The organism is Nitrosomonas halophila, assembly GCF_900107165.1.
In the GTDB taxonomy this organism is placed as follows: Bacteria; Pseudomonadota; Gammaproteobacteria; order Burkholderiales; family Nitrosomonadaceae; genus Nitrosomonas; species Nitrosomonas halophila.
In genome coordinates, this window is record NZ_FNOY01000041.1 from 1 (window position 1) to 26192 (window position 26192).

Here is a 26192-nt window from a genome sequence, read left to right on the forward strand (position 1 = left end):
ATGGCGCGTACACCGCTAAGGTCCCGGTGCTCACGTCCCCACTGCACAGCCATCTCCGCCGAGCGAAAGACACTCTCCCAAGAGGTGCGGAACACCTCGGCGGTCTCTTTCCAACTCAAACGCTTCGCCCAACCGGCCAGGAACCAACCCATGGCTTGTGTCAGGGGCCGTTTGCCCAGCGCACACGGCATTGATTCGACCCGCACCCCGCATTTGGGGCAATCAACCCGGCGCGGGGCATACACCAGATAGGTCTTGATACCCCACAGCGGAACAAACTCAAAACGCCTTTGCCCAAGACGGTCGTACCCAGCCCTTGGCATACCACAGACCGAGCATACCGCACGGCTGTTACGCCTCTCCACCACCTCGATCTCCAGATGGGGAGTTTCTTTGCTGCCGCCCCAGCGAACGCCAGCATAGACAAATGACTTGAACTTCTGCAGACGGTTTAGGATAGTCTGGATCTGCATCCCGCTCTCTCCTGTGAAGTTGTTTGTGTCGCAACTTCAGCTTCTCAGAGATTGGGCGGGGTGCTCCACTATCTCCGGCCACGGTCTTACAAAAGGCGCTTTCGGTTACCCACAAATTCTGCCAAGGAGCCATAAATAACTCGCGCCTTGCATCTTTCCCGAATACGCAACAACGTATGCCCAAGTTATTCATTAACGAGCCCTAAGACTGTGAACAACGCCAGGATTGCTTGCAAGGCAAACTTGACAGCATGGACAGCCACCCTCCGGGATAATTTCGAGCATGGCAGTCCATTCCCACTAGCACTCCGTTTCGCCAAACCGCTTACATGAAATCGCGCCTTCGCCTGTCATGCGTTGTTGCAAATCCTCGCCATAGCTACGGCTATGACTGCGGTTTGTGCCTAGCCTGGCAGGCGAATCCATCGATTTCATTTGTAAGCTAATTGACGGAACGGAGTACTAGCTTAGTTTGTCAGGCTGTCGTCGGATTTTCTGTGCGTGTGCCGCGACCATACCATTGGGGCAGCAAAGAGCCTGCAAGCATTCCAAGTGCACTGGCGATAAGGCCTGCCAGTTGGGGCGGCAGCAGGCCCTCGGGGTTGAATGCCTCGAATGCAAGCCAGATAAAAAGTCCTCCCAGGATCGAAAAAAGTGCTCCCTGGCGGGTCGCGCGCGACCAGTATAAGCCCGCTACCAGCGGAATAAAAGCCGTCACGAGTGTCACTTTATATGCACCCACCACCAGCTGATAAATCGTAGAGTGCGTGTTGAGCGAAAAAATTGTGACTGCGATCGCAAAAAAACCTACCACGGCGCGCATACTCCACAAAAACTGGTGATCGGTCAGTTCGTGCCGGATCAATTTTTTCAGTATGTTTTCGGTGAAGGTGACCGAAGGCGCAAGCAGCGTACCGCTCGCGGTACTCATGACGGCGGAGAGGAGTGCACCGAAGAAGAGCACCTGGGCGAACAGTGGTGTATGGTTCATGATAAGTGTAGGCAGGATCAACTGGTGATCGACTTGCATGAGGCTGGAAACCAGCTCGGGGTCGATCAGGAAGGCGGAATATGCCAGGAAGATCGGCACAAATGCGAATACAAAATAAAATGATCCACCGAGTACAGCGCCCCTGACCGCGATCTTTTCAGTGCGCGAAGACATCACACGCTGGAAAACATCCTGCTGAGGGATCGATCCCAGCATCACGGTAACAAGCGCGCCAATGAACCAAAGCACTTCACGTGTATCCCATTGCGGCCAGAACTCAAAATGACCCGCCGCATGAGCGTGTGCGACCACCGTGCCGACGCCACCCGCTTTGTCGGCAACAATGAACACGATATAGAACAGGCCTACCAGGATTACCAGCATCTGAACGAAATTGGTCCACGCCACTGCAAACATACCGCCCCACAGGGTGTAAAACACGACAACGGCTGCCCCGATGATAATGCCAAGCTGCATACTGATGGCACCCGCAGTCACGACGTTGAATACCAGTCCGATGACAACGATTTGTGCGGAAAGCCAGCCCAGGTAGGAAAATACGATTGCGCCTGCTACCAGGACTTCAGCACGCGAATCATAGCGTTGGCGAAAATAGTCACCAATCGTGAGCAGATCCATGCGATAAAGCTTGGCTGCAAAAAAGAGGCCAACGAAAATCAGGCAAAGGCTTGCGCCAAATGGGTCCGATACGATACCACGCAGACCTTCAGTAATAAAAGTGGATGAGACACCCAGTACCGTTTCGGAACCGAACCAGGTTGCGAATACCGTGGCAGTCACGACATAGAGCGGCAGCGTGCGGCCAGCCAGAACGAAATCCTTGGAAGTGTGCACGCGCAGAGATGCAATGATGCCCACTATGATTGAGCCGGCGATATAAAGAATGACGAAAAGGAGCAGGGTAGACATTGGCTATCCTTTGGCACAAGCAATAAACGCCGCAATGCGGATGGAAAAATAAATACCTGTTTGCATGATGAATATATCGAAAATTGAATGGATACTGATTGCTTGGGCAGAAACTCTTTTAGCTATAGAGAATAAGGGCTCGTTAATGAATAACTTGAGCATATGCCCAAGTTATTCATTAACGAGCCCTAAGTATGTGCGTGCATGCATATGTCAGTTATATAAAACAGCAATCGACTGGGATTTTCAGGTTTCTATACAAATGCATATTTTATCCTAGAATTTCCGGATAACCACAGCTGGCTAGAACAATCTTCATGTTTTGCACAAGAAAAGCGCTCACCTGAACAAGTATTGATTGGATGACAGATGACGAGCTTGGAGCAATCTGTTGCATGCCTGCTCGGTAGGAGCGGATTTGATCATTTTTGTAAGGTAGCGATGTGATCGGCACGCCCGGTTCAATGCTGGCTTACACGCCAAACACATCTTCCCAGAGTTGAAAAACCGCCTGGCGCGCATCAATCAAATGATCATCGGCAACTCGCGCATATTTCTGCGCGATCCCTCTTGAAAGCGTCGTGCTGGCAGGCTCTGATGTGCCCCCCAATCGCAGTTGATGCTGTGTGCGCCGGAATTCACGGTAAGCGATCAGTACTTTGTTGGCCTTGTCGGCAGAAGTCAATCCTAGTTCGCCGGCCAGTTTTAGCAAAGCAATATTACCGATATTACCGGTAAGCTGCGGATAGCGGTGAGCATAACCGAGCACCAGATATTGCACGATAAATTCAACATCTATGATTCCGCCCCGATCATGTTTGATATCGAATAACGAAGTCGGGTTAGGGTGGGCATCCAGCATTTTGCCGCGCATCATCAGGATATCTTGCTTGAGTTGCTCCAGATCACGCGGCTGGCAAAGAATGTCCTGGCGCATTCGTTCAAACATTTCTCCAACATGCTGGTTTCCGACCACAAAACGTGCCCGGGTTAGCGCTTGATGTTCCCAAACCCAGGCCTGCTCATGTTGATATTGGGTGAATGCCTCGATCGAGTTTGCCAGCAAACCGCTAGCACCGTTGGGACGCAATCTCAAGTCTGTTTCGTACAATCCGCCTGCAGACGTGTGGTTGGTTAGCCACGTATTGATGCTTTGTGCAAGCTTGGTATATGTCATCAGCGCATCCGGATGATTGTCCTGATAAAGAAAAACAATATCCAGGTCAGATGCATAACCCAGTTCCTTGCCACCTAATTTGCCATAGCCGATGATGGCGAAAACGGGTTCTAACCGATGTTTTTTCCTCAACCCTTGCCAGGCAAGTTGCAATACGTTATCCAGTATCAGATCAGCCAGTTCGGTCAAATGATCGCTGAGTGTTTCCAGCTGAAGTTTCCCTTCAAGGTCGACTGCGAGCAATCGAAACACTTGGGCATGCTGAAAATGACGCAGGACATCCATTTGCCATTCGGTCATTTGCATTTTGGGGATGTTGACATGATGGAGCTGATGGACGAGCTCAGTTTTCAGGGCGGGCCAGTCGGGAAGGGTGTGCAGGCCCAGCGGTGTGAGCAGCTCATCGAGCAGGATGGGATGGCGGCCGAGATAGTCGCTCGCCCATTGGCTTGCGCTGACGAGTTTGGCCACGCGCGGCAAGGTTTGCGGATGTTCTTGCAGCAAGGCTAGGTAGGCGGAATATTGTCCGATTTTTTCCAGCAGTTGCAGCAGGCGCTCAAGCGTGATTTCAGCCGGCGAGAAGCGTACAGTGATTTCTATCAATGTAGGCATCAGGCCCAGTATTCTTTCCTGGCTGGTACGAGGAAGTTGCTGAAAAAATGTACTGTCGTAAAATTGCTGGACTCGGCCAGTTATCATGCCAGGTTCGACATAACCCAATGTTTTAAGTTGTTTCCTGAAGGCTTCGACAGTTGCAAGGTCGCTGGTCTGCTCTAATTTTAGCCTAGCCAAAGTATCATGCGCTGCTGATTTGCGCGGACTGGCGAAGATTAGCTCAAAATGACGGGCAACATTCTTGCGGTGGATGTTGAGGTGTTGAAGGAAGCCTGCATAATCCGCAAAATCCATGGCTCTGGCTATCAGTGCCTGGTCATCCGGATTTTGTGGCAGATTCTGCGTTTGTTGATCATCCAGGTACTGCAAGCGGTGCTCCAGCTTGCGCAAGAAATAGTAAGCTTCGATCAATTCTTCAATGGTTTGCTCGGGAAGTGGCTGCTTTTGTTTGAGACGTTTCAATGTAGCCAGTGTCGGCCGTATACAAAGATCAGCATCACGTCCGCCGCGAATCAATTGAAAAACCTGTGTGATGAACTCGATTTCACGAATGCCACCAGGCCCCAGCTTGATGTTGTCGTATAACTCGCGCCGGTCGACCTCCTTGCGTAATTGTGCATGCAACCGCCGCATCGCTTCATAGGCCTCGAAATCCAGATATTTGCGAAACACAAAGGGGCGCACAATAAGTTCCATCAACGCTGCTTCAGCAACGGATGAGCCGGCGATGACCCGGCTTTTTATCCAGGCATGGCGTTCCCATTCCCGGCCTTGTGTGATGAAGTAATCCTCGAGCATGGGCAGGCTGATTGCCAGCGGGCTGTTTTCTCCATGTGGCCGCAGTCGCATATCGACCCGAAATACGTAACCATCCACGGTATAATCGTTGAGGCTGGCGATGAGCTTTCTGCCCAATTTTGTAAAAAACTCATGATTGGCGATAGGCTTGCTACCATTTGTTTCGCCATCTTCGGGGTAGATGAAGATCAGATCAACGTCGGAAGAGACATTGAGTTCACCGCCACCAAGCTTGCCCATGGCCACGACCAAAAGTTGCTGTGCTGTTTTTGTCTTCTCTCCTATCGGCTGACCAAAACGCTCTGGTTGCGCCAACCATGCATGATGCCGCTCGAGTGCGAAGCGTATGGTTACTTCGGCCAGGGCCGTCATGGTTGCCATGACCTCATGCAAGTTGGCCAGTCCTGCTAGGTCACGCGCGGCAAGATGGAGAATGACACGCTTGCGCAATTGCCTGAGCGCACTGTGTAAACCAGTTTCATTCTCCACGGATCCGGCGGGGCTGTGCAGAAACGCGAGCATTTCTTCCCATGAGAAGGGAATATGCAGACGCTCCAATAGTTCTTCCCGTAGTTTGGGCTCGCTCTCCAGTATTCTCTTAACGAAACGACTGTAGGGCAGGATGTTGTCGATTAAAGAAGTTGCGGCGGACGTATCAAGAGGCAAAGACATGTCTTTCATAGTGTGAAAAGCCGGGGCCCAGACAGCCACCAAGTGGTATGAGTGAACGAATAATGTGAGAGTGCAAGCACAGCTGATAACATACCACAGCGCAATGATCGTTTCCTTTTACAACCAAAGCAATTCTGACTTGTCAAAGTTTGCTTTATGTATCTCAGCTGAAATTGGAACGATCCATCATCTCGTTGTGAAGCAAAAGGGCCATTCAAAATAGCGCTGTTCGAATGAGTGATCGATCAGAGTATCTAATTTTTTCCCGTCAAATTTTTCATTTGGTATCGAATAGATTTATGTTGCACCGCCTTTTACAGAACGGCGCAAGTTATCTGCGCTGGGCTGGCTGGGGTGTCGTGATGGCGACTCTGCTGGCTGCTACGCTGCTACTTCTGCTGCGCTACTGGATATTGCCCGATATCGGAAAATTCCGGCACGATATTGCCGCAGCAATCTCACGGGTAGCCGGCCAGCCGGTTTATATCGACAGCATTCATGCCAACTGGGATGGCTTGCGACCGTATTTGTCGCTGCAAGGTGTCAGAGTGTATGACCTTGCTGGCAATCCAGCCTTGGTTTTTCCAGATATCGCTGGCAGCCTCTCCTGGCGGTCGATATTGTATGGCGATCCCAATTTCCATGAAATTGTGATTGATCGGCCCGCTTTGGTCACGCGTCGGGATGAAGAGGGATATTTACATATTGCCGGTGCGGTACTGGGTAAAAATGGCCAAGAAAATGGTTTTATTGACTGGTTGTTGCGCCAGCGTCAGCTGATTATCAATCAAGCAATCATTTATTGGCAAGACGACTTGCACAAAGCCCCGACACTTTACTTTAAATCGGTCAATTTACGGCTACGCAACGGCCAAAACGGTAAACATCATCGCTTTGGCCTGCAAGCCATCCCGCCCGCTACGGTTGCCGCACCGCTGGATATTCGAGGAGATTTCACCGGAGAATCTGTGCAATCATTATCGGCCTGGCGCGGACGATTGTTTGTCCAGTTGCAGAATGTGGATCTTGACAGCTTGCAAACCTGGCTGACGTTACCGGTGCATGAACTGGCGGGAGGAAATGCCTCGATTCGTGCATGGGCGGATCTCGATGCGGGAAATCTTGTGGAATGGATCGCAGATGTCGCTTTGTACAAGACAAAAATTCTTTTCAAGCCGCATCTAGCTGCTTTGGAGATTGATGAACTGCATGGCCGTCTGGGCCACAAGCACATCGATAACCACTTGGGAGCAGAGCAGCTATGGTTCGCTCGTCAATTTGCTGTCGGTTTTAAAGACCGGCATCGCACCCAGCCAGCGACGGTTGAGTGGCGTGTGCGAAGCGGAGAAATGGCTGGCTCCGACCTGCATAGCCTACGAATAACAGGACTCGACTTGGAGTCGTCTGCACAGCTGGTCGCTTCTTTGCCGGTGGCGGATGCCTGGCATGAACGCCTGTCAGAGCTTTCCCCTCAAGGGGTTGTGAAGCATGCCCATATCAGCTGGCAAGGGGGTGAGTCTAAAAGCCCATCTTTCGAGGGTACAGGGAGTTTTAGCGATCTCGCCTTGCAATCATTCAACGGATATCCATCCTTTAGTGGGCTCAGTGGCAGCATCGATATGACTCCGCAGGAAGGGACGTTAACGCTGGCTGCGGAGATGGTTGCAATCGGTGGAAAAAAACAATCTACAGAAAAAATTCAGATTGATGCGCTGACTGGGCAAGTCGATTGGCACATCATGCAGGATCGCGAGGCGCTTTTGCTGGAGTTCAGTGATATTGCTTTTGCAAGCAAAGCGGGCGTTGGTGTCATACGTGGCCGCTATGTCATGGATAGCGATGCCACTGGGCAAATTGATTTGATGGGCACCCTGGCACAGGCGGACATAGCCGGCCTCAAACAGTATATGACCTGGATCGCTGCGGACAGCTTGCCTGAGTTTATCAATGACACCTTGCTGAAAGGCCATTTAAGCCAGGCAAACTTCCACCTCCAAGGCGCCCTGAACGGCGGCCAAGCAAAGAATAATAAAAACAAGCTCAGCATCCGTGCAGAAACCGATATCACAGATGGTGCTATCAAATTATCCGGAGATTGGCCGGAGGTCACTGGCATGACAGGCATGTTGTCTTGGCAGGATGATTCACTGCAAGTCCTGTTGTCTAATGCAAATGTTTCCCGGATCAAACTGGCTGATTTGTCACTGCAAATCCATCATCTTTATACCGATAAGGCAACGGCGCAGCTAATGGGGCTGGCAGAAGGTGATACCGGTGACATGCTGGCTTTGATACAAAAAAGCCCCTTGAGTCAATATGCAGGAGAATTGCTCAGCCAAACAGCAATGTCCGGAGAAGGCAGATTGCAAGTCGACATGACCATGCCAGTGGGGCGAGAAGATGGGTCGGGATTGACAATAACAGGGCGTTATCAGTTCATTGATAACCATATTGATCTCGGTCGTTATGTGCCTGATCTGCATCATGTCAATGGTACGATAGCCTTTACCGAAAGCAGTGTGTCATTCGATGAGCTGCATGCCCAGGCTCTGGGTGGGCCGGTAGATTTCTCTACCATATCTTTGCCTGAAGGCGTGTTGCGCGTCAGCGCCAGTGGGCAGGCTAACTTCGATTTACTGCAACCAGATATCGCTTCTGAGCCGACCGATCTCCTACAACTGTGGGCACGCTTTTTCCAGGGTAACACGGCATGGCAAGCAACAATGGATATCGAGCATGATGGCATTAACATCGTGGCTGAGTCCTCGCTTGAGGGCATGAAATCTGAGTTACCTGCGCCATTTTCAAAAACCTGCCAGGAAACCATTCCGGTTCGTTATGAAAAGCGCTTCACCAAACCACGTGACGACTTAGTGCGTTTTCGTTATGGCGAGATCGTTGCGGTCGAGCTTCAGCGAATTCGAGAAAAGGCCTATCACTATTATCCCGTCAGCGGGGTGATTGCATTCGGTAATAAAGATATATTGTCAAGAGGTCCGGGAACCAGCGTCCATGGGGACATTACGAGACTGGAGTGGGATCGATGGCGGGATCTATTCAAGCGTCATGGCGAAATTAATGCTGCGGCCGGACATAGCAGTCGTGGGCTGGAGGGTATTTTGACGGCTTCTGCCCGATTTGATCTGAGAGTGGATGAACTTGAATTTCTGGGCCGCTATTTTAACGACGCTGCATTTACCATCGATAAACGCGGCAAGATTTGGCGGGCACAGGTCGCCAGCAAGGAGATGACGGGTAATATTGATTGGTATGAAGCACCGCCACAAAAGATTGTGGCGCGGTTAAGCCAGCTAACTATTCCCGAGATCGCCCAGGAATCGCGGTTAATGCCCCGCCGGCAGATTCAAACTTGGGATTGGCCAGCAGTCGATCTTGAAGCAGAGCAGTTCGCCATCCAGGATCATGCACTGGGTCAATTGAAACTTGCTGCAACGCAACAGGAAGATGGTTGGCATGTCGAAAACGTGACCCTCGCTTATCCCGATAGCCGGCTACAAGCCAGCGGAATATGGCAAAATCGTACACCACCGTTCCGGGCATACAGTCGTATTCAATTGCAATCGAGTAATATTGGGAAATTGCTTCAGCGTCATGGCTATCCCGGTCGTATCGCTCGCGGAGAGGGAGAGCTGGAAGGTACGCTGGAATGGACTGGCAAACCATTATCAGTCGATTTTTCTTCGTTATCTGGCAACCTGGATTTTACTTTTCAGCGCGGTCAATTTACGAAACTAAAGCCCGGGATTGGTAAGATACTTGGCATTTTTGACTTAAAATCACTGCCACGCAGACTGACATTCGATTTTTACGATGTGTTCGGAAAAGGATTTGGGTTCGATTATTTTCATGGCAATATAGCCATCAAGGATGGTATCGCTACAGCCGATAATTTACATATCACCGGCAGCGCAGCCGATCTTGCCGTGCGTGGAATGTGGAATTTGGTGGAAGAAACGCAGTCTTTAAATATGAAAGTCTTTCCGTCACTGGGGTTGGTCACGCCGGTTGCCGGGATTGCCGCCATGATTGCCACGCAAACGCTGCAAGATCCTTTTGATCGTGTCTTGCTGAGTGAGTATGCTATAACAGGCGGCTGGAGTGAGCCAGTTGTCATCAGGCTGGACGATAACAGTGACAGGACCGGCATCACGGATAATCCACCTATGCTGCCGGAAGCAGTACCAGAATCCGAATAACAGGGCGGTGGCCATGACTGCCGATCATCGTGAACTATAAATATAACCACGCCATTCCGGAAACGGAATAACGTGCAGATGAAGGCTGCTGGACTTGGTCGATCGGATTTATAACTAATTTACTGGGAGGGTGATTAATGATGAATAACCTGAGAATCTTGTTACGCTTGAAACTTCTTTCACGCCGGATAAATTTGAGTCAATGCTGCAGCGGGAGGCGATATGTCGAGTAGTGCCGGTATGTCTCCCATAACAATGTCGGATTCGAGTCATGGCACCAAGGTTCGGGTTGCAGCCGTGCAAATGGCATCCGGACCCAGTGTGGCCGCCAATCTTGAAGAAGCGTTTCGTTTGATTGAGGAAGCCGCATCCAAACAGGCCAAGCTGGTTGTGTTGCCGGAGTATTTTTGTCTTATGGGGATGAAGGATACCGATAAACTGGCGGTGCGTGAAACACCTGGAGAAGGAAGAATTCAGAATTTTCTGAGTGAGACTGCCAAGCGTTTCGGCATCTGGCTGGTGGGCGGATCGGTCCCTCTGGTTTCAGCCATTCCTGACAAAATTCACAATAGCTGTTTGGTGTATGATGCGCATGGCCAACAGGTGGCGCGATACGATAAAATCCATCTCTTTGGGTTAGCGCTGGGCAATGAAAATTTTGCAGAAGAAAGAACAATCGATGCCGGTAATCGGATTGTGGCAGTGGAATCGCCATTTGGACGTATAGGACTCTCCATTTGCTACGATCTGCGTTTTCCCGAACTTTACCGCATGATGGGCAAGGTGGACATAATTCTTGCGCCCGCTGCCTTTACGGCCATCACCGGCAAAGCACACTGGGAAACCTTGATTCGAGCACGGGCGATCGAGAACCAGGCATATCTGATCGCGCCAGCACAGGGAGGCTTTCATGTCAATGGCCGTGAAACCAACGGCGACAGCATGATAGTCGATCCCTGGGGCGTGATCCTTGACCGCCTGCCACGCGGACCTGGCGTGGTTGTGGCAGAAGTCGACCGTGCGTACCAGACGAGTGTACGGGCAAGTCTGCCTGCTTTGGAACACAGGTGCCTGCTTCCTTGTTAGGGATAGCTGAGATTTAACGCTCAGCCATGAGGAATGGGCTGTTATTTCACGCCAACTGCTTTATCATGTCTCTGCACACACCCAACCCAAAATTACATATAGAAAAATTGATTTCAGAATGAGTGATTCTTTCGCGATAGCCAGCCAATATTTATTGACCCCTTATGCGCTCGATACAGCCAAGATACAAGCTGTATTTGGACAAATTTTCACTCATAATGTCGACTATGCCGACATTTATTTTCAATACAGCCGCTCCGAAGGTTGGGTGCTGGAAGAGGGTATTGTCAAGTCGGGCAGTTTCAGTATTGACCAGGGTGTCGGTGTACGCGCAGTCAGTGGTGAAAAAACCGCGTTTGCCTATTCAGATGATATCAGCAACGAGGCGTTGGTTTCTGCGGCCCAAGCCACGCGGGCCATTGCTCAACAGGGAAATGGTGCGCATACGCAGATCCTGCAGCGAGGGCATGATACTCCGCTCGCATTGCATTACTTGCCCCAGGATCCGATTGCAAGTTGCCAGGATATCAAGAAAATTGAATTGTTGGAAAAACTTGAAGGATTCGCGCGTGCCATTGATCCTCGCGTCATTCAAGTCATGGCTTCGCTGGCCGGGGAATATGAAGTGATTATGGTCGCGCGCAGTGACGGGTTGCAGGTGGCAGATGTACGTCCACTGGTGCGGGTTTCGCTCCAAGTCCTGGTTGAGGAGGGCGGAAGGCGGGAACAAGGCATGGCTGGCGGAGGCGGACGTTTTGATTACGCCTATTTCACTGATGCAATCTTGCAAGATTATGCGCACAAAGCAGTTCAGCAGGCGCTCACCAATCTGGCAGCCAAATCCGCACCAGCCGGCAGCATGACGGTCGTATTGGGCAATGGATGGCCGGGCATATTGTTGCATGAAGCGATAGGCCACGGGCTTGAGGCTGATTTTAATCGCAAGGGAAGTTCCGCTTTTTCTGGCCGTGTTGGCCAACAGGTAGCTGCCAAAGGCGTCACGGTGGTTGATGATGGTGCCATTCGAGATCGCCGCGGCTCGCTGAATATCGATGATGAGGGCAATCCGACGCAATGTACCGTATTGATCGAGGATGGCATTCTGAAAGGTTACTTGCAGGATAATCTGAATGCGCGATTGATGAATCAACCTGTTACCGGAAATGGTCGGCGCGAGTCTTACGCCCATATTCCTATGCCGCGCATGACCAATACTTATATGCTGAACGGGGATAAGGATCCGGAAGAGATTATCGCTTCTGTGAAGCATGGTTTGTATGCAGCCAATTTCGGAGGCGGACAAGTCGACATCACGAGTGGCAAATTTGTCTTTTCCGCAGCGGAAGCTTATATGATCGAGAATGGTAAAATCGCTTATCCAGTCAAAGGCGCGACGTTGATTGGCAACGGCCCAGATGTCCTGACTCGTGTCTCCATGATCGGCAACGATATGTCACTCGATCCAGGGGTTGGCACTTGCGGCAAGGAGGGGCAAAGTGTACCGGTCGGTGTTGGTCAGCCTACACTGCGTGTAGACGGATTGACCGTTGGGGGGACAAACGGATAACCCGTACGTAGCTTCCGGGTTGGTTTTTAAAAAACTGAATATTCAGTGGCAATCGGCATAGAATAGATATTCCCGGCAAGGAAGTGCGATTTCCTAGTACCATATTGCTGGTAGCATTCAAAATCCAATTTTCCTCGCTAGGAGGCTGTCCGAGAATAGCGATCGTAGCGAGGACGAAACTGGCTGTGCGGAATTTTTCGATCATTTGAGGCGAATAGTCGTTCTATTCAACGAAAAGAATCGGAAAATCCGGTCAGCCAGCTTCGTCCGCAGTAGATCAGTCTATTCTCGGACAGCCTCCTAGGTTTTACAGCCAACAAAAAGCATTGCGCGCATAGCCGGGTATGCCGCGTCATTGCTTTTTTTAGCTTGTATTTCAAGTGGAGATATGGATCATTGAATGGTAAACGACAGCGTATGGCTTGATGGTGAGCGATTGAGGATGTTGACAGTTTTTTTGTGAGAATGAAGAAAAATTATTTTGAATCCGGGGATTCCCAAGCATGAGTATTGAACTAACAGGCGCTGAAATCACAATACGCTGCCTACAAGAAGAAGGTGTCAGCCATATTTTTGGTTACCCTGGTGGCGCCGTATTATTCCTTTACGACGAGTTGTTTAAGCAGGATAAGGTCAAGCATATCCTGGTTCGTCACGAGCAGGCTGCGTTGCACGCAGCGGATGGCTATGCGCGCTCCAGTAATAAAGTTGGGGTTGCGCTGGTGACATCCGGACCGGGCGTGACCAATGCTGTGACAGGCATCGCTACTGCTTATATGGATTCCATTCCAATGGTGATCATCAGTGGACAGGTACCCACGGCGGCCATCGGTCAGGATGCCTTTCAGGAAGTCGATACAGTCGGTATCACGCGCCCTTGTGTGAAACACAACTTTCTGGTGAAAGATATCACGGAGCTTGCTTCGACCATTAAAAAGGCGTTCTATATCGCCTCCACGGGCCGCCCGGGACCGGTCCTGGTGGATATTCCCAAGGATGTTACCCAGCAAAAGACAACGTTTCACTATCCCAGCAGTATTGCTATGCGCTCCTATACGCCGGTGATCCATGGGGATGTCCAGCAGGTTAAGAAAGCCGTGCAAATGATTCTGGATGCGAAGCGGCCCATGATTTATTCGGGAGGCGGCGTCATTTTGAACGATGCTTCGGCCGAGCTGATCGAACTGGCACAAATGCTCGATTTTCCATGCACCAATACCCTCATGGGGCTTGGCGGATATCCTGCTACAGATCGTCAGTTTGTCGGCATGCTTGGCATGCACGGAACTTATGAAGCCAATATGGCGATGCAGTATTGCGATGTTTTGATCGCAGTCGGCGCCCGGTTTGACGATCGCGTTATCGGCAATCCGAAGCATTTTTACAGCGAAGAACGCAAAATCATACATATCGATATCGATCCCTCATCGATTTCTAAACGCGTCAAGGTCGACGTGCCAATTGTCGGCAGCGTATCGGAGGTATTGAGGGAGCTGATCAAACTGCTCAAGGCCAGCAAGGAGAAGACCGATGCGCACGCTTTGCAGGAATGGTGGCGGCAGATTGAAACATGGCGTGCCCGCGATTGTTTGAAGTATGATCGTGCCAGCAGTCTGATCAAACCTCAAATGGTCGTCGAGAAGCTCTACGAAGCTACCCAAGGCGATGCTTTCATCACATCTGATGTTGGCCAACATCAGATGTGGGCTGCGCAGTTCTATAAATTCAATAAACCGCGCCGTTGGATCAACTCAGGGGGACTGGGCACGATGGGATTCGGCCTGCCTTCGGCCATGGGCGTGCAAATGGCAAATCCAGGCGCCAAAGTGGCTTGTATTACCGGTGAGGCAAGCATTCAGATGTGCATCCAGGAGTTGTCGACCTGTAAACAATATCACCTCCCTATCAAGATCATCAACCTCAACAATCGTTATATGGGGATGGTGCGGCAGTGGCAGGAATTCTTTCATGGTAATCGCTACGCTGAATCTTATATGGACGCTTTACCCGATTTTGTCAAACTGGCTGAAAGCTATGGGCATGTTGGTATGCGGATCGACAAACCAGAAGACATCGAGGGCGCTTTGCGAGAAGCCTTCAAGCTCGAGCAACAACTCGTCTTTATCGATTTCATCACAGATCAGACTGAAAACGTATTCCCGATGGTGCCAGGCGGCAAAGGCTTATCCGAAATGATTCTGGTGTAAAAGCATGCGACATATTATTTCTTTACTCATGGAAAATGAAGCGGGCGCATTGTCCCGAGTGGCAGGTCTGTTCTCCGCGCGTGGTTACAATATTGAATCATTATCGGTTGCACCGACTGAAGATCCGACATTGTCCCGCATGACGGTTGTCACGACAGGTTCTGACGAAGTTATCGAACAAATCACCAAACAGCTCAATAAATTAATCGAGGTTGTCAAACTGGTTGATTTGAGCAATGGAGATCACATCGAAAGAGAGCTCATGCTGGTAAAAGTCAGAGCTGTAGGGGAAGACCGTGAGGAAATGAAACGGTTGACCGACATTTTTCGTGGTTCCATTATCGATGTTACGGATAAAACCTATACCATAGAGCTGACAGGCCCCAGTTCCAAGCTGGATGCTTTTCAACAAGCAATAGAACGCAGCCTGGTTCTGGAGACAGTCCGGACCGGCGCTTCGGGCCTCGGCCGTGGAGAACGTATTTTGAAAGCCTAAATTTAAAAATTTAGATATTAAATCCGGTGAACGGATTTTGATTTCATCAATTGAGCACCATCTACGGGTGTAATTGCTCATCATTCTCAAGAAGGAAAATAATGAAAGTTTATTACGATAAAGATGCAGACTTGTCTCTTATCAAAAAAAAGAAAGTAGCCATCATTGGCTATGGCTCACAGGGCCACGCCCATGCCAACAATCTGAGCGATTCGGGCGTCAAGGTCACCGTAGGCTTGAGAAAAAACGGTGCCTCGTGGGATAAAGCCAAGAAGGCCGGTCTGAACGTCAAAGAAGTTGGTCCTGCAGTCAAGGATGCTGATGTCGTAATGCTGCTACTCCCGGATGAGCAAATGGCTGCCGTTTATCAAACCGAAATCGAGCCAGTCCTGAAAAAAAATGCCACGCTTGCGTTTGCGCATGGCTTCAACATCCATTATGGCCAGATCACGCTGCGCGAGGATCTGGATGTCATTATGATCGCACCCAAAGGCCCGGGGCATCTGGTGCGTTCCACATATCTACAAGGTGGCGGTGTACCATCGTTAATCGCCGTGCATCAAGATAAATCCGGGCGGGCAAGGGAGCTTGCACTGTCTTATGCTGCCGCTAATGGTGGTACCCGTGGTGGCGTCATCGAAACCACATTCAAGGAAGAGACTGAGACCGATCTGTTTGGGGAACAAGTCGTACTATGCGGTGGTCTGACAGCTTTGATTCAGACTGGTTTTGAAACCCTGGTCGAAGCCGGTTACGCACCTGAAATGGCCTATTTTGAATGCTTGCACGAAGTCAAGCTGATCGTGGATCTGATTTATGAGGGCGGCATCGCCAACATGCGTTACTCTGTATCCAACAATGCAGAATATGGCGATATTTCCAGAGGCCCTCGCATCATTACTGAAGCGACCCGCAACGAAATGCGCAAAATCTTGCGTGAAATTCAGACCGGCGAATACGCGCGCGAGTTCATCCTGGAAAACCGGGCTGGCGCACCCATGCTTAAATCCAGCCGCCGTCTTGCATCCGAGCATCAAATTGAAACAGTGGGCGCCAAACTGCGCGATATGATGCCCTGGATCAAGAAAAACAAACTCGTTGATCAGGATAAGAACTAAATAATGTCGAATACTTATCCTCATCCCTTTATTGCACGAGAAGGCTGGCCTTTCATTGCGGGTGCATTTGGGATCGCGTTGCTTGTACAGATATTTGCAGGTTGGGCATGGTCGCTGCCTGTATGGCTGATTGCCCTTTTCATACTGCAATTTTTTCGTGATCCTGCACGCGTTATCCCAACGCTTTCCAATGTTGTATTGGCGCCTGCGGATGGACGAATCGTTGCCGTTGAAAAAACTCGTGATCCCTATCTTGATCGCGAGGCATTGAAAATAAGCGTATTCATGAATGTATTCAACGTACATTCCAATCGCAGTCCGGTCGATGGGAAGGTGTGCAACAAATGGTATTTCCCTGGAAGCTTTTTGAATGCCAGCTTGCCCAAGGCCTCCCTGGAAAATGAACGCAATGCACTCTGGATCAAAACCGATCGGGGCGAGGATGTCACTTGCGTGCAAATTGCAGGTCTGGTCGCCAAGCGAATCGTATGTCATGTCAACACAGGTGATCATCTCTCCCGTGGACAGCGCTTTGGATTCATTCGTTTTGGTTCGCGGGTCGACGTTTATCTGCCTTTGGGTGCCAAGGCCAAGGTTGGGATCGGCGACAAAGTTCTTGCAACGGAAACGATTCTGGCAGAATTGCAAAATTAATGATAGAAGAGCCGTTATGATGAACGGCTCTTCATTGTTAACTTTTTTCACTTTGGTTCGGGGCGTCACTTGTTAACGTTTATTTTCATTTATGCAGGAATCTGATACTGCACAGCAGCTGATTGCCAAGACTCGTCTGAGACGGCGGGGCATCTATTTACTCCCCAATCTCTTCACGACTGCTGCACTGTTTGCTGGCTTTTATGCTATCGTGCAAGCAATGAATGGTCACTATGAGCATTCTGCAATTGCCATTTTTGTGGCAATGGTGCTTGATGGATTGGATGGCCGCATCGCGCGCTTGACCCATACCCAGAGTGAGTTCGGAGCGGAGTACGATAGCCTGTCCGATATGGTTTCCTTTGGAGTAGCGCCCGCACTCGTGATGTACGAATGGGCACTCAGGGATTTGGAGAAATTGGGCTGGATTTCTGCATTTATATACTGCGCCTGCGCCGCACTGCGGTTGGCCCGCTTCAATGCAACCATTGCCGTAGCAGATAAAAGATTCTTTCAGGGCCTGCCCAGCCCGGCCGCCGCGGCACTGATTGCGGGGATGATCTGGGTCGCATTGGACTTCCAGATTGATGGGGCTGATATCCGTTGGTTGGCATTGATCATGACTTTATTTGCCGGGCTAACGATGGTGACCAATATTCCCTACTACAGTGGCAAAGAATTCAATCTAAATCGGAAGGTTTCATTTTTTGTTGTATTGCTGCTGCTTTTGTTCTTCTTTGTATTGATCCCGAGCCATCCGCCGGTCGTATTGTTTGGTCTATTCCTGCTATATGCTTTGTCTGGCTATGGCATGAAAGTTTGGCGGATGGTGAGAAGCAGAAAACGCAGCGAACCTCCAAAAGATATTTAAATTCTAAGGTTGCGAAATACCGGCAAACATTTTATATTCAACGGCATGACAAGTCTGCTGAAAATTTCACCGTTCTCCCATACACTTGGCTCGATGCTTCTGCCGCATTTGGCAGAGCGACTGCTGCGCCTTGGGCGCTAATCATATCAATCCTCCCCCAGTTTATTTGAAATATTGCCGGCTAGCAGTTGCAGCCGTTTGTCTAATTTAGGCTAATAGCAGTGGAGCACAAGATGAAAGAACGTTTGATTATTTTTGATACAACTTTACGTGACGGCGAGCAGAGCCCTGGCGCATCCATGACCAAGGAAGAAAAGGTACGGATTGCCCGGCAATTGGAGCGCATGGGGGTGGATGTGATCGAGGCAGGTTTCCCAGCGGCTTCAAATGGTGATTTCGAGGCGGTCAAAGCTGTTGCCGATGCCATCCAGGACAGTACCGTATGCGGGCTGGCCCGTGCGATCGAGAATGATATCAACCGTGCTGGTGAAGCATTGCAGGGAACGGAAGATGCGCGCATCCATACTTTCATTGCCACATCGCCCATTCACATGAAGAACAAGCTGCGCATGTCTCCCGATCAAGTGATCGAGCAGGCAGTCAAGGCTGTCAAATGGGCGCGCCAGTACACCGATAATATCGAATTTTCTCCCGAAGATGCGGGAAGGTCCGATATTGATTTTTTGTGTCGAGTATTGGAAGCAGTCATCGATGCCGGTGCCAGAACGCTGAATATACCGGATACGGTCGGCTACACAATGCCAGAGCAATTCGGACAGTTGATTCGTACCTTGCGTGAGCGTATTCCCAATTCCGATAAGGCCATTTTTTCGGTACATTGCCATAATGATCTTGGCATGGCTGTCGCCAATTCTCTGGCCGCAGTCTTGAATGGCGCACGCCAGGTTGAGTGTACGATCAATGGTTTGGGTGAAAGAGCGGGTAATGCCGCACTCGAGGAGATCGTTATGGCGGTGCGTACCCGCCAAGACTATTTTCCCTGTGACACGCGCATCGATACAACGCATATTGTGCCAGCCAGTAAGCTGGTATCAGGCATCACTGGTTTTCCGGTACAACCGAACAAAGCGATTGTCGGTGCCAACGCTTTTGCTCACGAATCTGGGATTCATCAGGATGGCGTGCTCAAACACCGTGAAACATACGAAATCATGCGGGCTGAAGATGTCGGTTGGGGGACAAACAAGCTGTTGCTGGGCAAACACTCAGGGCGGAATGCATTTCGCAGTCGCTTGAAGGAACTGGGCATCGAACTGGATTCAGAAGAAAGGCTCAATGCAATGTTCATGCGTTTCAAAGACCTGGCAGACAAAAAGCATGAAATCTTTGACGAAGATTTGCATGCGCTGGTCTCGGACGAGGTGCAGGTGCCAGAGGAACACTATCGATTGCTGTCTCTGGTTGCGCACAGCGAAACAGGTGAAGTCCCTTTTGCGCGAGTTGTTATCGCGGAAGGCAGTACCGAGCTTCAGGCAGAATCAGAGGGTAGTGGACCGGTGGATGCCACATTCCGTGCAATCGAAAAAATACTCGATAGCAAGGCGGAGCTGCAGCTTTTCTCGGTGAATAACATAACCAGCGGCACCGATGCACAAGGCGAAGTGACGGTCAGGCTGCAGAAAGCAGGGCGAATCGTCAATGGCCACGGAGCGGATACCGACATCGTGGCCGCGTCAGCCAAGGCTTACCTGAGTGCCTGCAACAAATTGCATACCAAACTGGAACGCGCGCATCCTCAAGTCTGATCATGAAACAGCAGCTATCGATATTTTTACTGACCATGGCGCTGCTCGCCCCACTCGCTGAAGCCAAGGCATATGGCTTCAGCTTTCAAGACAGTGCCGGCAAGACGCATGTCTTATCAGACTACAAAGGCAAATGGGTATTGATTAACTTCTGGGCGACTTGGTGTCCACCTTGCTTAAAAGAAATTCCGGACTTGGCCGCTTTATTCCGAGAAAGGAAAGATATCATGATTATCGGTATTGCGATGGATTATGAAGATACCCATGCTGTACAGGCTTTCGTGGAAGAATTGGCGATTCCCTATCCGATTGTGATGGGAAGCAGAGAAATTGCAGCACAGCTTGATGAACTATCAATGCTGCCGAGCAGCTATTTCTTTGATCCGGAGGGTAAGCCTGCCGCCCGACAAATCGGTGTCATGACGCGTACAGAAATAGAAACATTTATTGACACGTATTAAATAGTCACCGATAGATACCCGGGGCTGCTGGCTGGAAGCGTTTTCTCATGCTGCCTACCAGCCAGCACCAAGCTTTTATCGAAAGAAAAAAAGCCTACTCAATAACCAGCTAACTGCTGGGTAATGAAAGCAATCGATTCTTTCAATGGCAGCATGCGTGGCGCTTCATCCCTGCGCCCACGGTATTCCACGAGGCCTTCTTTCAGGCCCCGCTCGCCGATCACAAGGCGATGTGGGATGCCGATCAATTCTTGATCCGCGAACATGACACCTGGCCTTTCCTCGCGATCATCCAGCAAGACATCGATACCCGTTTCAAGGCAAGCTTGATAAAGTTTGTCTGCTTCTGACCGGATCATGTCACTTTTATGATAATTGATCGGAATGATGGAAAGCTGAAAAGGTGCAATCGACAAAGGAAAAATAATGCCTTGTGCATCATGATTTTGCTCGATAGCCGCCGCAACAATCCGTGAAACGCCAATCCCATAACATCCCATTTCCATGACTTTGGTCTGGCCGGATTCATCCAGATAGGTCGCCTGCATTTTTTCGGCATACTTGGTGCGTAATTGGAAGATATGCCCGACCTCGATTCCTCGGCAAATTTCCAGGATACCCTTTCCATCGGGAGAAAGATCTCCAGCCACAACATTGCGTATGTCGAACACCAGTTCAGGGACCGGCAGATTGCGCCCAAAATTGACCTGTGTCAGGTGATAGCCTGCTTCATTAGCGCCACAAACGAAATTGCTCATTTCCAGCACCGCTTTGTCCGCAACGATTTTGGCCTTTGCAGTGACCGGCCCAAGATAGCCAGGTGGGCAAGCTATTTCTGCAATGATCTGCTCCGCACTAGCCAATTCAAAATTGGCCAGAAATGGAATTTTCCGGACCTTGGTTTCGTTCAGCTGGTGATCACCGCGCAACAGTAATAAATAAAATTGGTCGTTAGCGGTGACAGCCAGTGTTTTAAGTGTTTGCTCAAGCGGCACACCAAGAAATTCCGCCACTTCCGGACAGGATTTCTGATCAGGGGTTGCAATCTTCTGCATGGCACCGGACGGCTCCAGGCGAGTATTGCCGCGCGGCATGGTCGTGGCAAGTTCGATATTGGCCGCATAGTCCGAGGTGGGACAGAACGCAATTGCGTCTTCACCCGACTCGGCCAGCACATGAAATTCATGCGAACTGCTGCCGCCCATGGCGCCCGTATCGGCCGCAACGGCCCGGAAATTCAGGCCAATACGGCTAAAAATCCGGCTATAGGTATCATGCATGCGTTGATAAGTCTGCTCCAGGCTGGCTAAATCGACATGAAAGGAGTAGGCATCCTTCATCATAAATTCCCGGGCGCGCATGACACCAAAACGCGGCCGAATCTCATCGCGAAACTTGGTCTGAATTTGATAAAAATTGAGTGGCAGTTGCCGGTAGCTTTTAATCTCACGACGTGCAATATCGGCAATCACTTCTTCGTGCGTCGGTCCAAAGCAGTAATCATGTTGGTGCCGATCCTGAATTTTCAGCATTTGTGGACCAAACACTTCCCAGCGCCCGGTTTCTTGCCACAGCTCGGCAGGTTGTATGGCAGGCATCATGAGTTCGAGTGCGCCGCTACGGTTCATTTCTTCACGGATGATATGTTCGATTTTGCGAAGAACTCTAAGTCCCAGTGGCATCCAAGTATACAATCCGCTACCCAGGCGTTTGATCAGCCCGGCACGTAGCATCAGTTTATGGCTGATGAGTTCAGCCTCAGCAGGCGCTTCTTTGAGCGTTGAAAGAAAGAATTGTGAAACACGCATGATACGATTCCATTATCATAGAAAGTGGAAGGTGATTCTACCTTGAATTTGCATCGGCCAGCGCATATAAAGAATAGAGGGAAGGACGGGGTTTGGCTTGGCAGAGCGGGACTCATAGCGCTTGCTCGCCTGTCAAGCAAACTTTTTTCCGAGCGCAAATGATTAAGATGCATTTTCAACATCGGTCGCAATCTACAACATTCCAGGGCTTTGCACTGGCAATGAACAGGGTAATTAGCCATCGAATCTGAAGGGATTTTTTAATAAGATGTGACAAAATATGGTCAAATATGTTATTAAATGGTGGCTACCAATCACGCATAAAATATGAAAAAATTATCTGTTTTAAAATTTCGGGTGATTAAAATTGACGGGTGAGTCAAATGATCGACCGTAATGGATACCGGGCCAATGTTGGCATTATTCTCCTGAATTCAAAAAACCAGGTGTTCTGGGGCAAGCGCGTCAAGCAGGATTCATGGCAATTTCCGCAGGGGGGGATCAAATCTGGCGAGACGCCTACCCAGGCCATGTACCGGGAACTGGCCGAAGAGACTGGTTTGCAGCCTGTGCATGTCGAAATTATCGGACGCACGCGGGAGTGGCTGCGTTACGATGTGCCGGCATGCTGGACACGTCGGGAATGGCGCAAAAATTACAAGGGACAAAAACAAATTTGGTTTTTACTGCGTCTGCTTGGCCGTGACAGTGATGTCTCACTCAGGAACTGTCCCCATCCCGAATTTGACGCTTGGCGCTGGAACCAGTATTGGGTGGAATTGGGGTCTGTCGTGGAATTCAAGCGACAAGTCTACCGGCAAGCTTTGACCGAGCTCTCACGTTTACTTGATCATGAAGCGGGTCTTGGCAGCGCTGCGGGTTACAGGGAAGATGCCAGGCCAGCTCAGATATATCAAACTGGCACTGCCAAAACTCGGAAATAGTTGTTACGTACCCAGTTGCTTAAACCAATTCCGCCTGCTGAGCGGAAAGATGGTTAGCAGCCCCTGGTCAAGCATCGGTTCATTGACCGGATGCGATCAAATTCAAGCTTGCTGTAATCAAAAGGTGTGCAATGCAACGGCTGACGCTGCTGTTGCTTGACTGTGCCCGTATATGCCCGTTCGACTGACCGGGTAAAATAGTTTTCAGGCGTAACCGGCTGCGCCAAGACAGCCGACATCTTAAGGAGATTTTAATGATAAAGCGTACATTCGCTATTTCGCTACTATCGTTAAGCGCAATACTTGCGCCGATTTACGCATCGGCAGCCAATGAGCCCATACAACCAATCAAAGCGGTCACCCCCGAAAATCCTGATGTGGCAGAGCTGGGGAAAATGCTTTATTTCGATCCAAGACTATCCAAATCAGGATTTATTTCCTGCAACTCCTGCCACAATCTGAGCATGGGCGGAACGGACAACATCAAGACATCCATTGGTCATAAATGGCAGGAAGGCCCGATCAATGCACCCACGGTTTTGAACTCCGGCATGAATCTGGCGCAATTCTGGGATGGCCGAGCCAAGGATCTGAAAGAACAAGCGGGTGGACCGATTGCCAACCCAGGAGAAATGGCCTTCACGCATGAAATGGCGGTAAAAGTTGTGGCCTCGATTCCGCAATACCGCGAGCATTTCAAGAAAGCTTTTGGCTCCGATACCGTCGACATTGACCGGATCACAACCGCCATTGCGGAATTTGAAGAAACTTTGGTCACGCCAAACTCCAAATTCGATCAATGGTTGGAAGGTGACAAGAATGCGTTAAGCGCAGATGAATTAGAGGGCTATAAATTATTCAAAAGCAGTGGCTGCACCCAGTGCCATAATGGGCCTGCAGTCGGAGCCAATTCCTTCCAGAAAATGGGCATGTTCAAGCCTTACGAAACCAAAAACCCGGCAGTAGGGCGGATGGATGTAACTGGCAAGGAAGAAGACCGTTTCGTATTCAAAGTGCCAACCTTGCGCAATGTTGAGCTGACTTATCCCTATTTTCATGATGGAGAGGCCGCAACCCTCGAAGAAGCGGTGGATATCATGGCCAAAATCCAGCTGAACCGGGAATTCAAAAAGGATGAAATTGCAAAAATCGTCGCTTTCCTGAAAACGCTGACTGGTGAGCAACCAAAATTTGACTTGCCAATTTTGCCGCCTTCCACGAACAACACTCCAAGACCCCAACCGTTTTAACGGGTTGATTGTAAAAACGCCTGGTTGATCGATCCAGGAAATTTCGAGTATTAACTCTCCATGGCCCGGTTTTGCAACCGGGCCATGCCGTTTTTGCCAGCATCTCCAATAAATTTCGCCGGATAATGGCTATGGGCACATGAAAGCCTGGCTGCTCTATGGCCTTACAGCCACGGCTCCACTTCCAGCTGCCATTATTGGCTTTTTCTGGCGCATCCTGCAGCGAGCTTCATCAATATGCTGCAGCCGATCTGATCTTGGGCTCTCGCCAGCAGCCAATCTCCACTGCTGCTTGGCATCAACTGATAGTGCGGCTTGCAGGAATCGGTACACTATCGCCTGCTTTCGCTTTGCAGACTAAACGACAAACCTGGTATCTTCGGTTAGCTGCTATTATTTATAGCACCCTGGAATGAAAACAACCGTTGATCAATGTTGTTCCTTGCGTTGTAACTGACTGCAATCAAAACTCAGATATTGCACGAGGCGCTCGTTGACGAATACTGTTCCTGGACAACCTATGATCAGGTGATTGCCGAATTGGGTGAAATATTGCCATTCGGCCGTATCCGTACTGCCGAGGGACATCAGGACATCTCGCGGTGCTGCGCAATCTTCAAGAGGCCTCGCAGCAGCGCCACTTGCCGGTATTCCAGCGTTGCACGCAACATGTGGCAAGTAGTCAGGATGGCGGCAGGTATGGGGCATTGCACCGCAAGGTAAAAAGGGTCAGTTATGAATATAATTTTGACTGGTAGCTCAATTTATTTATAGGCGTTTGCAAATGTTGACACGTCGCCGTTTTCTAGCTTCCTCCGGTACTGGTTTGCTGGCCCTCGCTTCTGGTTGCAGGGCGCCGCTTCCCGATACCGGCCGGTATCTGACTCAAGAAGCTATCCCTTCGCTGGCATTTCCATCGCTCGCAGACCGGGCCAAACATGTGAAGCTGAAGAATTATCTGCTCGGTTATCCCATTAATATGAGTGCTCCACCAGCTGGTTTTTTTGCTTGGAGAAAGCAATTGAACGATGCCGGAATCGGCGCTATTGCACATAACAATGTCGGCAATCCTTTTGAAGAAAGCACGATTCGTTACAACACCCATGATTTCGAACGGGGAATCATCCAGTATTTTGGCAAGCGATTCGCCTTCCCACCGCATGATATTTGGGGATTTTTATCGCATAGTGGTACGGACAGCAATATGCATGGCATGTATATGGGGCGAACCATTTTGAAAAGTCGCACGGGCCTGCAACCCAAAGCCTATGTCACCCACGAGGCCCATTATTCGGTACATATCCTCGGGGACTTATTAGGGCTGGACAGTATTTTTGTCAAAACATTGCCTGATGGTGGCATGGATGCTATTGACCTTCGGCAAAAATTGTCTGAAAACCGCAACCATCCAGCCTTGGTGGTCGCGACCATCGGGACCACATTTAAAGGTGCAATCGATCGTATCGATCAGCTTCAGGAGGCGCTTGAGGGCTATACCAGTTTTCTGCATCTAGATGCCGCGTTGTTTGGCGGTTTTCTCTCTTATACGCCGCATAGCCAAGAGATTGCATATCAAACCGGCGATCATCGCAGGGTTGCGCGCTATGATTCGATCGCTGTTTCATGCCATAAATTCTTTGGTTTTACCTCGCCAGCAGGCTTGTTTGTGACAACAGCCAGCCATTTCAACGAGTTCAACGAACAATTCAGCCGGATTCATAATCCCGAATATATCCATCATGTTCCGGGTACAATTACCTGCTCAAGGGATGCAGTCAAGCCGGCGGAATTCTATTTCTACACCACGTCTGCCGCTTCGGATAGACTGACTGAAGATGCACGGGTGATGTTAGAAAACACGACATACTTACAAGCGCAATTGCTGAGTCACTTTCCTCAGCTGGAATCAGTCCGGGCAAACGCTCTTTCCAACACCCTATATTTCAGAAAACCGGCCTCGTTTATTGTCGAAAAATACTCATTGGCTACCATGCGACTAGTACCCAGCATCCGAAATATATCCGATAACCTATACGAGCAAAGGTTTGCCAATATAAGTCCAGCGAAACGACTTTGCCAAGGTTTCATTGA

18 protein-coding genes and 1 pseudogene are annotated in these 26192 nt (G+C 50.0%); 14 read left to right on the top strand and 5 right to left on the bottom strand.

Annotation, left to right across the window (positions count from 1 at the left end):
* The 3 genes and pseudogenes from BLV85_RS09705 to glnE all read right to left on the bottom strand — a co-directional run.
* A pseudogene (locus BLV85_RS09705) lies at positions 1 to 473 on the bottom strand (ISL3 family transposase); the annotation flags it as partial.
* A gap of 475 nt (positions 474 to 948) precedes the next feature.
* A complete protein-coding gene (locus BLV85_RS09710) occupies positions 949 to 2394 on the bottom strand; it encodes a high affinity choline transporter 1 (RefSeq protein ID WP_090414705.1) in 1446 nt (481 codons plus the stop codon).
* Positions 2395 to 2866: 472 nt separating this feature from the next.
* Positions 2867 to 5656 (bottom strand): bifunctional [glutamate--ammonia ligase]-adenylyl-L-tyrosine phosphorylase/[glutamate--ammonia-ligase] adenylyltransferase, encoded by a 2790-nt coding sequence (gene glnE, locus BLV85_RS09715; protein ID WP_090414707.1) that lies wholly within the window; start codon positions 5654 to 5656, stop codon positions 2867 to 2869.
* Positions 5657 to 5955: 299 nt separating this feature from the next.
* On the opposite strand from glnE, the gene BLV85_RS09720 reads away from it, so the two are divergent.
* The 10 genes from BLV85_RS09720 (at position 5956) to BLV85_RS09765 (ending at position 20099) form a co-directional block, all read left to right on the top strand.
* A complete protein-coding gene (locus tag BLV85_RS09720; protein WP_090414738.1) occupies positions 5956 to 9873 on the top strand; it encodes a YhdP family protein in 3918 nt (1305 codons plus the stop codon).
* A 240-nt stretch (positions 9874 to 10113) separates the two neighbouring features.
* Positions 10114 to 10959 (top strand): carbon-nitrogen hydrolase family protein, encoded by an 846-nt coding sequence (locus BLV85_RS09725; protein WP_176974002.1) that lies wholly within the window; start codon positions 10114 to 10116, stop codon positions 10957 to 10959.
* A 118-nt stretch (positions 10960 to 11077) separates the two neighbouring features.
* Positions 11078 to 12526, top strand: coding sequence for a metalloprotease TldD (tldD, locus tag BLV85_RS09730; RefSeq protein WP_090414711.1), 1449 nt, complete (start codon positions 11078 to 11080; stop codon positions 12524 to 12526).
* 503 nt (positions 12527 to 13029) lie between these two features.
* The gene (locus BLV85_RS09735; RefSeq protein ID WP_090414713.1) at positions 13030 to 14733 is read left to right on the top strand and encodes an acetolactate synthase 3 catalytic subunit; all 1704 of its coding nucleotides are present in this window, start codon (positions 13030 to 13032) and stop codon (positions 14731 to 14733) included.
* A gap of 4 nt (positions 14734 to 14737) precedes the next feature.
* Positions 14738 to 15229 carry an acetolactate synthase small subunit gene (ilvN, locus tag BLV85_RS09740; protein WP_090414715.1) on the top strand — a complete coding sequence of 164 codons (492 nt, stop codon included), beginning with the start codon at positions 14738 to 14740 and terminating at the stop codon, positions 15227 to 15229.
* Positions 15230 to 15330: 101 nt separating this feature from the next.
* Positions 15331 to 16347: a ketol-acid reductoisomerase gene (gene ilvC, locus BLV85_RS09745; RefSeq protein WP_090414716.1), complete on the top strand. Its 1017-nt coding sequence runs from the start codon at positions 15331 to 15333 to the stop codon at positions 16345 to 16347.
* A gap of 3 nt (positions 16348 to 16350) precedes the next feature.
* Positions 16351 to 17001 (top strand): phosphatidylserine decarboxylase, encoded by a 651-nt coding sequence (locus tag BLV85_RS09750; protein ID WP_090414718.1) that lies wholly within the window; start codon positions 16351 to 16353, stop codon positions 16999 to 17001.
* Between the two features lie 91 nt (positions 17002 to 17092).
* Positions 17093 to 17872, top strand: coding sequence for a CDP-diacylglycerol--serine O-phosphatidyltransferase (gene pssA / locus BLV85_RS09755; protein WP_090414721.1), 780 nt, complete (start codon positions 17093 to 17095; stop codon positions 17870 to 17872).
* A gap of 233 nt (positions 17873 to 18105) precedes the next feature.
* Positions 18106 to 19638, top strand: a complete 1533-nt coding sequence (locus BLV85_RS09760) for a 2-isopropylmalate synthase (protein WP_090414723.1) — start codon at positions 18106 to 18108, stop codon at positions 19636 to 19638.
* Between the two features lie 2 nt (positions 19639 to 19640).
* The gene (locus BLV85_RS09765; protein WP_090414725.1) at positions 19641 to 20099 is read left to right on the top strand and encodes a TlpA family protein disulfide reductase; all 459 of its coding nucleotides are present in this window, start codon (positions 19641 to 19643) and stop codon (positions 20097 to 20099) included.
* A 98-nt stretch (positions 20100 to 20197) separates the two neighbouring features.
* Here BLV85_RS09765 and BLV85_RS09770 read toward each other — a convergent pair whose 3' ends face one another.
* Positions 20198 to 21907 carry a proline--tRNA ligase gene (locus BLV85_RS09770; RefSeq protein WP_090414727.1) on the bottom strand — a complete coding sequence of 570 codons (1710 nt, stop codon included), beginning with the start codon at positions 21905 to 21907 and terminating at the stop codon, positions 20198 to 20200.
* 383 nt (positions 21908 to 22290) lie between these two features.
* Between BLV85_RS09770 and BLV85_RS09775 the strand changes: the two genes are divergently transcribed.
* Together BLV85_RS09775 and BLV85_RS09785 are read left to right on the top strand one after the other, a co-directional pair.
* The gene (locus BLV85_RS09775; RefSeq protein WP_090414728.1) at positions 22291 to 22851 is read left to right on the top strand and encodes an RNA pyrophosphohydrolase; all 561 of its coding nucleotides are present in this window, start codon (positions 22291 to 22293) and stop codon (positions 22849 to 22851) included.
* A 254-nt stretch (positions 22852 to 23105) separates the two neighbouring features.
* Positions 23106 to 24101, top strand: a complete 996-nt coding sequence (locus tag BLV85_RS09785; protein WP_090414732.1) for a cytochrome-c peroxidase — start codon at positions 23106 to 23108, stop codon at positions 24099 to 24101.
* Positions 24102 to 24530: 429 nt separating this feature from the next.
* Here the strand turns inward: BLV85_RS09785 and BLV85_RS15230 are convergent, their stop codons facing one another.
* Entirely contained in the window at positions 24531 to 24689 is a 159-nt protein-coding gene (locus tag BLV85_RS15230) for a hypothetical protein (RefSeq protein ID WP_176974003.1), read from the bottom strand.
* Between the two features lie 14 nt (positions 24690 to 24703).
* Here BLV85_RS15230 and BLV85_RS15235 point away from each other — a divergent pair, with 14 nt between their 5' ends.
* Positions 24704 to 24859 carry a hypothetical protein gene (locus tag BLV85_RS15235; protein ID WP_176974004.1) on the top strand — a complete coding sequence of 52 codons (156 nt, stop codon included), beginning with the start codon at positions 24704 to 24706 and terminating at the stop codon, positions 24857 to 24859.
* Positions 24860 to 25041: 182 nt separating this feature from the next.
* Positions 25042 to 26192 (top strand): pyridoxal-dependent decarboxylase (locus BLV85_RS09795; RefSeq protein ID WP_218132807.1); only part of this gene is annotated, 1151 nt, incomplete at its 3' end.

Excerpts from the sequence above, each read along its gene's own strand:
- ilvC (WP_090414716.1), top strand. The coding sequence starts at position 15,331 with ATGAAAGTTTATTACGATAAAGATGCAGACTTGTCTCTTATCAAAAAA.
- BLV85_RS09720 (WP_090414738.1), top strand. The coding sequence starts at position 5,956 with ATGTTGCACCGCCTTTTACAGAACGGCGCAAGTTATCTGCGCTGGGCT.
- BLV85_RS09760 (WP_090414723.1), top strand. The coding sequence starts at position 18,106 with ATGAAAGAACGTTTGATTATTTTTGATACAACTTTACGTGACGGCGAG.
- BLV85_RS09735 (WP_090414713.1), top strand. The coding sequence starts at position 13,030 with ATGAGTATTGAACTAACAGGCGCTGAAATCACAATACGCTGCCTACAA.
- BLV85_RS15230 (WP_176974003.1), bottom strand. The coding sequence starts at position 24,689 with ATGTCCCTCGGCAGTACGGATACGGCCGAATGGCAATATTTCACCCAA.
- pssA (WP_090414721.1), top strand. The coding sequence starts at position 17,093 with ATGCAGGAATCTGATACTGCACAGCAGCTGATTGCCAAGACTCGTCTG.
- BLV85_RS09770 (WP_090414727.1), bottom strand. The coding sequence starts at position 21,907 with ATGCGTGTTTCACAATTCTTTCTTTCAACGCTCAAAGAAGCGCCTGCT.
- glnE (WP_090414707.1), bottom strand. The coding sequence starts at position 5,656 with ATGTCTTTGCCTCTTGATACGTCCGCCGCAACTTCTTTAATCGACAAC.
- BLV85_RS09785 (WP_090414732.1), top strand. The coding sequence starts at position 23,106 with ATGATAAAGCGTACATTCGCTATTTCGCTACTATCGTTAAGCGCAATA.
- ilvN (WP_090414715.1), top strand. The coding sequence starts at position 14,738 with ATGCGACATATTATTTCTTTACTCATGGAAAATGAAGCGGGCGCATTG.
- BLV85_RS09750 (WP_090414718.1), top strand. The coding sequence starts at position 16,351 with ATGTCGAATACTTATCCTCATCCCTTTATTGCACGAGAAGGCTGGCCT.
- BLV85_RS09710 (WP_090414705.1), bottom strand. The coding sequence starts at position 2,394 with ATGTCTACCCTGCTCCTTTTCGTCATTCTTTATATCGCCGGCTCAATC.
- tldD (WP_090414711.1), top strand. The coding sequence starts at position 11,078 with ATGAGTGATTCTTTCGCGATAGCCAGCCAATATTTATTGACCCCTTAT.
- BLV85_RS09765 (WP_090414725.1), top strand. The coding sequence starts at position 19,641 with ATGAAACAGCAGCTATCGATATTTTTACTGACCATGGCGCTGCTCGCC.
- BLV85_RS09725 (WP_176974002.1), top strand. The coding sequence starts at position 10,114 with ATGTCTCCCATAACAATGTCGGATTCGAGTCATGGCACCAAGGTTCGG.
- BLV85_RS09775 (WP_090414728.1), top strand. The coding sequence starts at position 22,291 with ATGATCGACCGTAATGGATACCGGGCCAATGTTGGCATTATTCTCCTG.